Annotated in this window: 9 protein-coding genes; 3 read left to right on the top strand and 6 right to left on the bottom strand. The window is 69.7% G+C overall.

Going from position 1 to position 10,017, the window contains the following annotated elements; genetic code table 11:
* Together VOI19_RS07135 and disA are read left to right on the top strand one after the other, a co-directional pair.
* Positions 1-702, top strand: a 702-nt coding sequence (locus tag VOI19_RS07135; protein WP_323792268.1) for a magnesium chelatase domain-containing protein, incomplete at its 5' end; no start/stop codon positions are given.
* Between the two features lie 65 nt (positions 703-767).
* Positions 768-1,850, top strand: coding sequence for a DNA integrity scanning diadenylate cyclase DisA (disA, locus tag VOI19_RS07130; RefSeq protein ID WP_323792267.1), 1,083 nt, complete (start codon positions 768-770; stop codon positions 1,848-1,850).
* A 154-nt stretch (positions 1,851-2,004) separates the two neighbouring features.
* Here disA and VOI19_RS07125 read toward each other — a convergent pair whose 3' ends face one another.
* Positions 2,005-2,799, bottom strand: coding sequence for a hypothetical protein (locus VOI19_RS07125; protein WP_323792266.1), 795 nt, complete (start codon positions 2,797-2,799; stop codon positions 2,005-2,007).
* A 65-nt stretch (positions 2,800-2,864) separates the two neighbouring features.
* Here VOI19_RS07125 and VOI19_RS07120 point away from each other — a divergent pair, with 65 nt between their 5' ends.
* Positions 2,865-3,764 carry an A/G-specific adenine glycosylase gene (locus VOI19_RS07120; RefSeq protein ID WP_323792265.1) on the top strand — a complete coding sequence of 300 codons (900 nt, stop codon included), beginning with the start codon at positions 2,865-2,867 and terminating at the stop codon, positions 3,762-3,764.
* Between the two features lie 81 nt (positions 3,765-3,845).
* On the opposite strand, the gene VOI19_RS07115 is transcribed toward VOI19_RS07120, so the two are convergent.
* The 5 genes from VOI19_RS07115 to VOI19_RS07095 all read right to left on the bottom strand — a co-directional run bounded on the left by VOI19_RS07115 (position 3,846) and on the right by VOI19_RS07095 (position 9,991).
* A complete protein-coding gene (locus VOI19_RS07115; protein ID WP_323792264.1) occupies positions 3,846-6,449 on the bottom strand; it encodes an ATP-dependent Clp protease ATP-binding subunit in 2,604 nt (867 codons plus the stop codon).
* A gap of 362 nt (positions 6,450-6,811) precedes the next feature.
* A complete protein-coding gene (locus VOI19_RS07110; protein WP_323792263.1) occupies positions 6,812-7,153 on the bottom strand; it encodes an Lsr2 family protein in 342 nt (113 codons plus the stop codon).
* Between the two features lie 89 nt (positions 7,154-7,242).
* Positions 7,243-8,028, bottom strand: a complete 786-nt coding sequence (locus VOI19_RS07105) for a type III pantothenate kinase (protein WP_416366349.1) — start codon at positions 8,026-8,028, stop codon at positions 7,243-7,245.
* 86 nt (positions 8,029-8,114) lie between these two features.
* Positions 8,115-9,038, bottom strand: a complete 924-nt coding sequence (gene nadC / locus VOI19_RS07100) for a carboxylating nicotinate-nucleotide diphosphorylase (protein ID WP_323792261.1) — start codon at positions 9,036-9,038, stop codon at positions 8,115-8,117.
* Positions 9,035-9,991: an FAD-binding protein gene (locus tag VOI19_RS07095; protein ID WP_323792269.1), complete on the bottom strand. Its 957-nt coding sequence runs from the start codon at positions 9,989-9,991 to the stop codon at positions 9,035-9,037. The genes nadC and VOI19_RS07095 overlap by 4 nt, the downstream gene beginning before the upstream one ends.
* Between the last annotated feature and the right edge of the window lie 26 nt (positions 9,992-10,017).

Below are 10,017 nucleotides of genomic sequence, written 5' to 3'. Positions count from 1 at the left end.
CGCTTCCGGATGCTGCGTGCGGTCAAGAACCGCTTCGGCCCCGTCGACGAGGTCGGCTGCTTCGACCTCGGGCCCGACGGCATCACCGCGGTCGACGACCCCACCGGCCTCTTCCTCGAGCAGCACCACGGTCGCGTCTCGGGCACGTGCGTCGCGGTCTCGATGGAGGGGCGCCGTCCGCTGCTCGCCGAGGTGCAGGCCCTGGTGACGCTCTCGGGCAGCGAGCGCCCCCGCCGTACGACCTCCGGCATCGACTCCTCCCGCCTGGCGATGGTGCTCGCCGTGCTGCACCAGCACTGCAACATCAGGCTCCACGGCCACGACGTCTTCACCTCCACCGTCGGTGGGGCACGACTCACCGAGCCCGCGAGCGACCTCGCCGTAGCCGTCGCGCTGGCCTCCTCGATGTTCGTCAGCCCACCGCCGGCCGGGGTCGTGGCGATGGGCGAGATCGGTCTGGCCGGCGAGCTGCGCCGGGTGCGCGACATGCCGCAGCGACTCGCCGAGGCCGCCCGCCTGGGCTTCTCGATGGCGGTCGTGCCGAGCGAGCACACCCAGCCCGGCGGGCCCCGGCCTGCCTCCCAGGGTCGGATGGTCGACGGGATGCGGGTGGTCGAGGCCCCCGACGTCCGCACCGCCCTGAGCCTGCTCCACCTCACCGAGCGCACCAAGCATGCGCTCGAGGTGGTCGACCCCGGCTAGCATTCATCGTCCCCGGTCTCGGGGTGATCCAGCAGCCGCACGACCGCGATCCCGGAGGACTCCCCATGAGCGTCGACCGCAGCGAGGAACAGCTCCGCCTGCGCGCGATCCTGGCCTCCACCGCCCCGGGCACCAGCCTGCGCGACGGCCTCGAGCGGATCCTGCGCGGACGCACCGGCGCCCTCATCGTGATCGGTCACGACCGTCTGGTCGACTCCATCGCCACGGGCGGCTTCGAGCTCGACGTGCCGTTCACGGCCACGGGCCTGCGCGAGCTCGCCAAGATGGACGGCGGCATCATCGTCGACAAGGACATCACCCGCATCAGCCGGGCCGCGGTGCACCTGATGCCCGACCACACCATCCCGTCCGAGGAGACCGGCACCCGCCACCGCACCGCCGAGCGAGTCGCCAAGCAGACCGGCTTCCCGGTCATCTCGGTGTCGCAGTCGATGCAGATCATCGCCGCCTACGTCGGCGAGACCCGCCACGTCCTGGAGGACTCCGGCAAGATCCTCTCCCGCGCCAACCAGGCCCTGGCGACGCTGGAGCGCTACAAGCTGCGCCTCGACGAGGTCTCCAGCACGCTCTCGGCCCTGGAGATCGAGGACCTCGTCACCGTGCGCGACGTCGCCGTCGTCGCCCAACGCCTCGAGATGGTGACCCGGATCGCTCGCGAGATCGAGGACTACGTGCTCGAGCTCGGCACCGACGGTCGTCTGCTCTCCCTCCAGCTCGAGGAGCTCGTGACCGGCGTCGACGCCGAGCGCGAGCTCGTCATCCGCGACTACGTCCCTCACGGACGCAAGGGCGGAAGCCCCGAGAGCCTGCTCTCCAAGCTCGAGGCCCTCTCCCCCACCGAGCTGGTCGACCCTGCCTCGGCAGCGCGCGTGCTCGGGCTCGGCGCGGGCGAGCACCTCGACGGCGCCGTGGCACCCCGTGGCTACCGGCTGCTCGCCAAGGTCCCTCGCCTGCCCTCCTCCGTCGTCGACCGCCTCGTCGACCACTTCGGCACGCTCCAGAAGTTGCTCTCGGCCGGGGTCGACGACCTCCAGGCCGTCGAGGGCGTCGGTGAGCTCCGCGCCCGCAGCGTCCGCGAGGGCCTCAGCCGCCTCGCCGAGTCGACGATCCTCGAAAGGTACGTCTAGGGCACAGGGACCGAGCGAGCAGCGCCGAGCGAGGAACGAGCCCGGCGCGTGGGCGAGCGAAGATTGAGCGAGCCCGCGGCTGAGCCTGCGAAGCCGCGGCCAGCGAGACGAAATCCGGTGAGGGGCGAGGCAGCCTCCACCCGCACCGTGACAGTCAGCCCCGGTCGGGCTGCTTGTTCTTCGCGCCCTTCTTCTTCTTCTCCGGCTCAGGCTCAGGCTCAGGAGCGGGAGTAGGCGTGGGCGTCGGCGGCAGCGCCAGGTCGAAGATCACGAAGTCCCCATCGCCCCCGAGGGGCGCGGCGGACACCCGGTACTCACCGGGAGCGGCGTACTCGGTCAGTCCCGGGCAGTCCTCGTCGGAGCGACGGGTGTTCCAGCGCATCTGGTAGGTCGAGGTCACGGCCTGGCGGACGACGACCGTCCGCTCGGGCACCTGGTCGGGGCAGTGTCGGCTCGCCCAGACCTCGTCGGTGCCGACCGAGACCTTGACCGCGAGGGTGTCGGCGGAGACCGCCCACGTGCAGGCGGCCTGGGTGAGGGTGCGCAGCTTGAGGACGATGGTGACCGACTGGCCGGCCACGGCGTCCTTCACCTCGGGGGTGACGAGGACGTCGTCCTCGGCGCACTCGCCGTCGGGCTCGACCAGCACGGGGGCTGCGGGCAGCACGATGCTGGGCTCGAGGGCCGCGGCGGCGTTCTTGCGCTTGCGCTTGCCCTTCTTCTTGCCTGTGGTCGCAGCGGCATCAGAGCTCGGTCCGACGGCGGTGGACTCGTCGAGCGTCGGAGCGCTGGCGGTGCTGGCGCGCACACCGGCGACCGGGTCGGGCCCGCCGCGCACCACGTTGACTGCGATCAGCACCAGCGCGAGGACCACACCGACGGTGAAGAAGCGCCGACGCCAGTAGACCGACGCGGGCGTCGACTTGCTGGTGGGGGCGGTGGGGCTCATGAGGTCAGACGCTAACGACCTGCCCCGCTCCGACGGTGGTGCCACTCCGGAGGGACAATCATCGGGTGCCTCACGTCGCCGCTCTCCCCGACGATCCGACCGCGCTGCACGGCCCGGTTCTCGCCTGGTTCGACACTCACGCCCGCGAGCTGCCGTGGCGCGGCGAGCACGCCTCGGCCTGGTCGGTGATGGTCTCGGAGTTCATGCTCCAGCAGACCCCGGTCGCCCGGGTGCTGCCGATGCACGAGGAGTGGCTGCGCCGCTGGCCCACCCCGGCCGACCTCGCCCTGGCCCCCTCGGGGGAGGCGGTCCGGTCCTGGGGACGTCTGGGCTACCCGCGGCGGGCCTTGCGCCTGCATGCCGCGGCGGTGGCCATCACCGAGCAGCACGACGGCGTCGTGCCGGCCGACTACGACGACCTCATCGCGCTGCCCGGTGTGGGTGACTACACCGCCAGCGCCATCGCCTCCTTCGCCTACGGCCGACGCCACGTCGTCCTCGACACCAACGTGCGCCGGGTCCTCGCCCGCGCGGTCAGCGCGACTGAGTTCCCCCCGGGTGCCGTCACCCGACCCGAGCGTGACGTCGCGACGGCCCTACTGCCCGACGATGCCCCGACGGCGGCGACCTGGGCGGTCGCGGTGATGGAGCTCGGGGCGCTCGTCTGCACCGCCAGCAGCCCACGGTGCGCCGACTGCCCGCTGGTCAGCCAGTGCGCCTGGGTCGAGGCCGGGAAACCGCCGTACGACGGCCCACCGCGGCGTGGTCAGACCTGGGCCGGCACCGACCGGCAGTGCCGAGGGCGATTGCTCGCCGTGCTCCGCGACAGCGACATTGCTGTCGCCAAGGCCCGCCTGGACGCCGTGTGGTCCGACGTCGAGCAGCGAGAGCGCTGCCTGGCGAGCCTGCTGACCGACCGGCTCGCGGTGCGGGTCGGCGAGTCCGACACCTACGCGCTGCCGTGACCTCGGCCGCGCACTGACGCCTGCAAAAAACACTCCGACCCGCCAGCAACGCTGGCGGGTCGGAGCGGTGGAGCGAGTCGATCAGGCCTGCTGGGTTCCGCCGCCCTCGGCCTCGCCACCGCTGGCCTTCGGCACGTCGCGCGGGCCGTCGTCCTCGATCGAGGGCAGCTCGGGCGTGCTCCCGACCTCGGCCGCCTCGAAGGGAGGCAGGTCGGGCAGCTCGCCCATCTTCTGGCCCTCGAAGGTGAAGGTCGCGCTCGCGCCCTCGCCCTCGATGTCGACCAGCACGATCTGACCGGGACCGACCTCACCGAAGAGCATCTTCTCGGCGAGGGTGTCCTCGATCTCGCGCTGGATGGTGCGACGCAGCGGCCGCGCACCGAGCACCGGGTCGAAGCCACGCTGGGCCAGCAGGTCCTTGGCGGCCTGCGTGAGCTCGATGCGCATGTCGCGGTCGCGCATGCGCAGCTCGACCGAGGCGACCATGTTGTCGACCATGTGGACGATCTGCTCCTGCGACAGCGGCGGGAACACCACGATCTCGTCGACACGGTTGAGGAACTCGGGACGGAAGTGCTGCTTGAGCTCGTCCTGGACCTTGTTCTTCATCCGCTCGTAGGAACCGGCGGCGTCGCCCGACTGGTTGAAGCCGAGGTGGACCGACTTGTTGATGTCGCGCGTGCCGAGGTTGGTCGTCATGATGATGACGGTGTTCTTGAAGTCGACGACCCGACCCTGCGAGTCGGTGAGACGACCCTCCTCGAGGATCTGCAACAGGCTGTTGAAGATGTCGGGGTGGGCCTTCTCGACCTCGTCGAAGAGCACGACGGAGAACGGCTTGCGACGCACCTTCTCGGTGAGCTGTCCGCCCTCTTCGTAGCCGACGTAGCCGGGAGGCGAGCCGAAGAGCCGCGAGACGGTGTGCTTCTCGGAGAACTCCGACATGTCGAGCTGGATCAGGGAGTCCTCGTCGCCGAAGAGGAACTCGGCGAGCGTCTTGGACAGCCACGTCTTACCGACACCGGACGGACCGGCGAAGATGAACGACCCACCGGGACGCTTCGGGTCCTTGAGCCCGGCTCGCGTACGACGGATCGCGCGGGAGAGCGCCTTGACGGCCTCGTCCTGACCGATGACGCGCTTGTGGAGCTCGTCCTCCATGTTGAGCAGTCGCGTGGACTCCTCCTCGGAGAGCTTGACGATCGGGATGCCGGTCGCGACCGCGAGGACCTCGGCGATGAGCTCCTCGTCGACCTCCGCGACGTCGTCCATGTCGCCGGCGCGCCACTGCTTCTCGCGCTCGGACTTCTTGAGGATGAGCTGCTTCTCCTCGTCACGCAGACGAGCGGCGGCCTCGAAGTCCTGACCGTCGATGGCGCCTTCCTTGCGCTGGCGCACCTCGGCGATCTTGTCGTCGTACTCACGCAGATCTGCCGGCTGCGTCATCCGACGGATGCGCAGGCGCGAGCCGGCCTCGTCGATGAGGTCGATCGCCTTGTCGGGCAGGAACCGGTCGGAGATGTAGCGGTCGGCCAGCGTCGCGGCGCTGACGAGCGCCTCGTCGGTGATCGTGACGCGGTGGTGGGCCTCGTAGCGGTCGCGCAGCCCCTTGAGCATCTCGATCGTGTCGGCGATGGACGGCTCGGCGACCTGGATGGGCTGGAAGCGGCGCTCGAGCGCGGCGTCCTTCTCGAGGTGCTTGCGGTACTCGTCGAGAGTCGTGGCACCGATCGTCTGCAGCTCACCACGGGCCAGCATCGGCTTGAGGATGCTGGCGGCGTCGATCGCGCCCTCGGCCGCACCGGCACCGACGAGGGTGTGGATCTCGTCGATGAACAGCACGATGTCACCGCGGGTGCGGATCTCCTTGAGGACCTTCTTGAGCCGCTCCTCGAAGTCACCGCGGTAGCGGCTGCCGGCGACGAGCGCGCCGAGGTCCAGGGTGTAGATCTGCTTGTCCTTGAGCGTCTCGGGCACGTTGCCCTTGACGATGTCCTGGGCAAGACCCTCCACGACGGTCGTCTTGCCGACGCCGGGCTCGCCGATGAGGACGGGGTTGTTCTTCGTGCGACGCGAGAGGATCTGCATCACGCGCTCGATCTCGGACTCGCGTCCGATGACCGGGTCGAGCTTGCCCTCACGGGCGTCCTGGGTGAGGTTGCGACCGAACTGGTCGAGCACCAAGGACGACGACGGCGCGTCGCCACCGGCACCCTGAGCGGCGGCCTGGGCCGTCGACTCCTTGCCCTGGAAGCCGGAGAGCAGCTGGATGACCTGCTGGCGCACCCGGTTGAGGTCGGCGCCGAGCTTCTGCAGCACCTGGGCTGCGACACCCTCACCCTCGCGGATCAGACCGAGCAGGATGTGCTCGGTGCCGATGTAGGAGTGGCCGAGCTGCAGCGCCTCGCGCAGGGACAGCTCGAGCACCTTCTTGGCACGCGGGGTGAAGGGGATGTGTCCGGACGGCGCCTGCTGGCCCTGACCGATGATCTCCTCGACCTGGGCGCGGACCGCCTCGAGGGAGATGTCGAGGCTCTCGAGGGCCTTGGCCGCGACGCCCTCACCCTCGTGGATCAGACCGAGCAGGATGTGCTCCGTGCCGATGTAGTTGTGGGAGAGCATGCGGGCCTCTTCTTGGGCCAGCACGACCACCCGACGAGCTCGGTCAGTGAACCGCTCGAACATGCGCATCTCCTCTGCGTACGTGGGGTCCCGTCCGCTCCGGGGTGGAGAGAGGGGTACGGGAGTTCTAACCCCGCACTCAGCCTACGCGTTCCCTCCTGGGAGGAAACGTCGTCCGCTATCAGCGAACATCACGGGGCAGCCGTCCGCGAGGCACGAGCGGACGGCGTGGGCCCCGGGAGGTTGAGCAAGCGCCGCGACCGAGGCACGAGGTCGAGGCAGCGCGACGAAACCCAGCGAGGCGACAAGCAGCCGTCACCACGTCCCGGCGCAACAGGACGGCAGGTCCCCCGACCGGGGGGAACAGGAGACACGACAGGCCCGCCACGACGTCGCGGCGGGCCTGTCGAGGTGGTGCAGATGACTCAATGAGCGGCGTCGTACGCCTCACGGATGTCGGCGGGGATGCGCCCACGCTCGGGCACCTCGTGGCCGTTCTCGCGGGCCCAGACCCTCACGTCGGCAGCACTGGCACCAGTGCTGCTGGAGGCAGCCGGGGCCGACTTGCGCGCGGCACGGCGACCCGAGGACGACGGCACCTTGCGAGCGTGGCCGACATAACCGGCCAAGGCATCGCGAAGCTCTGCGGCGTGCGCGTCGTTGAGATCTATTTCGTAGGACGTGCCATCGAGACCGAAGGAAACCGTCTCGGTGGCCTCGGTGTCGTCGAGATCGTCGACCAGGATGATATTGACTTTCTGTGCCATGGGGCATTACCTCAGCTTCATTGCAGGGGGAGATGACTCCTGGAGTTTGCCGCTTCTCGCCCAGGAATTCAATTCCCTTCACACCGTCCTCACATATTACGACGAAATACCATCTCGAGCCCGGCGAGCGTCAGCCAGGGCGAATGGTCGGTAAAGCAGTCGCACTCGTCGAATACCAAAGAGGCCAGATATCCGGTGGCGATCACCGAGACGTCGTCCGGCTCCACCCCGAGCTCGTCGATGATCCGCCCGACCAGGCCCTCGACCTGAGCAGCGACCCCGAAGACCAGGCCTGACTGCAAGGCCTCGACGGTGTTCTTGGCGATGACCGATCGAGGGCGGATCAGCTCCACCTGACGCAGCTGTGCTCCTCGTCGTCCCAAGGCGTCGAGTGAGACCTCGATCCCGGGAGCGATCGCACCGCCGACGTACTGTCCCGACGCATTGACGACGTCGAAAGTCGTGGCCGTGCCACCGAAGTCGACGACGATCGCCGGACCGCCGAAGAGCGTCGCCGCCGCCAAGGAATTGACGATGCGGTCGGTCCCCACTTCTCGGGGATTGTCGGTCAGGACCGGAATCCCGGTGCGAACTCCCGGCTCGACCACCAGGTGGTCTAGATCGGCGAAATGTCTTCCGAGCATTTCGCGACCTGACTGCGTGACCCCGGGCACCGTCGAGCAGAGCACAATTCCGTCGATCTCCGAGAAATGCCGACCCACGAGGCCGCGCAGCAGCACCGCCCACTCGTCGGCCGTACGCCGCTCGTCGGTGCCGACCCGCCAGTGCGCCAGCACGTCGTGGCCAGGCCCGTCGACCGCCGGCTCGAGGAGCCCCAGGACGGTGTGGGCGTTGCCGATGTCGGCGGCGAGCAGCCAGTGGGCGGAGACCACAGAATCCTCGACGATCCCGAGCACCGTGTGCGCGTTGCCGACGTCGACTGCGAGCAGGGCCACGTCGATCAGTCCTCGAGGAAGTCGAAGCCGAGGTCGAAGACGACCACCGAGTGCGTGAGCGCCCCGACCGAGATGAAGTCGACCCCGGTGAGAGCCACCTCGCGAGCACGCTCGAGGGTCAGGCCTCCCGAGGCCTCCAGCGAGGCACCGGTCGCCCCGGACCGGGTGATCTCGACGGCCTCGGCCATCATCTCGTTGCTCATGTTGTCGAGCAGGATCTGGGTGCACCCGGCGGCGAGGAGCGCCCGGAGCTGGTCGAGGTCGGTCACCTCGACCTCGACGGGCAGGTCGGGGTACGCCGCCCGCACGGCCTCGAAGGCCGGCACGACTCCCCCGGCGGCCACCACGTGGTTGTCCTTGACCATGGCGAGGTCGCTCAGGGTGAGCCGGTGGTTGACCCCGCCGCCGCAGCGCACGGCGTACTTCTGGAGGGTGCGGAAGCCGGGCAGCGTCTTGCGGGTGTCGAGCACCTTGGCGCGGGTGCCCTCGAGGGCTGCGACCCAGTGGGAGGTCGCGGTGGCGATGCCCGAGAGGTGGCTGGCGAAGTTGAGGGCGGTGCGCTCCGCGGTGAGCAGCCCACGGGTCGGTCCGGCGACGCGCAGGACGACGTCGCCCGGCGCGACCGTGGTGCCGTCGGGCACACGCTCGCTCAGCTCGACGTCGTCGCCGAGCACGAGGTGGAAGACGAGGGCAGCGATGCCCAGCCCCGCCACGACTCCTGCGTCGCGAGCGGCGAAGACACCCTCGGCCCGGGCGTCGGCCCCGATCGTGGCGACCGACGTGGCGTCCAGCCCGCCGTCCGGGAGGTCTTCCTGGAGGGCCCGGAGCGCGTGGTCGACCAGCTCGTCGTAGTCGAGTCCGGCCGCCACGAGCTCGTCGCGCAGCGCAGCCGGCACCGCGGAGGTGTGGAACCCGTGAGGAGCGTTCATGCGTGGACTCCGTCCGTCGCGGGGGCAGCAACGAAGGCGATCTCGGCGACCCCGTCGTTCATGACGGTGTCGAAGTGACCCGCCCAGGTGGCGTCGTTGCGGTCGGGGAAGTCGTCACGCCAGTGCGACCCGCGCGTCTCCTCGCGCCCTCGGGCCGCCTCGGTCAGGGCCTCGGCGACGGTGAGCAGGTTGGTGGTCTCCCAGGCGTTGAGGTCGACGAGGTCCGCGCTGCGGGTGCCGATCGCGTCCAGCATCTCGGCGGCCTCGGCGAGGCCGGGGGCGTTGCGCAGGACGCCCACGCGCGACGACATGACCTCCTGGATCTCGGCTCGGGCAGCACCGGGCACCAGTCCCTCGGTGCGCGTGTCGACCGCTGGGTCGGCCCACGGTCGCAGCTCGTCGGGCAGCACCTGGGCGATGCGGCGGGAGAAGACCAGTCCCTCGAGGAGCGAGTTCGACGCCAGCCGGTTGGCGCCGTGCACGCCCGAGCAGGCCACCTCACCCGTGGCGTACAGGCCGGGGACGTCGGAGCGGCCGTGCAGGTCGGTGCGCACCCCACCCGAAACGTAGTGGCACGCAGGCGCGACCGGGATCAGCTGCGTGGCGGGGTCGATGCCGTAGGAGCGGCACACCCCGAGGATGGTCGGGAAGCGTCGCTCCCAGAACTTCGCTCCGAGGTGACGGGCGTCCAGCCACATGTGCGGCTTCCCGGTCTCGAGCATGCGGCGCATGATCGCCTTGGCCACGACGTCGCGTGGCGCCAGGTCGGCGAGCTCGTGGACCCCCTGCATGAATCGGGTGCCGCCCTCCTCGGGGAGGCCGTCGACGAGGAACGCGCCCTCGCCGCGCACGGCCTCGGAGATGAGCGGCTGCTGGCCGGTCGAGTCGGCACCGAGATACATCACGGTCGGGTGGAACTGCACGAACTCGAGGTCAGAGAAACTGGCCGATATCGTATGCGCGCTGGGGCCGACCTTTG

Origin of the sequence: Nocardioides sp. (genome assembly GCF_034670285.1) — a bacterium.
Taxonomy (GTDB): domain Bacteria; phylum Actinomycetota; class Actinomycetes; order Propionibacteriales; family Nocardioidaceae; genus Nocardioides.
This window is presented reverse-complemented; position numbering and strand designations above follow the sequence as displayed.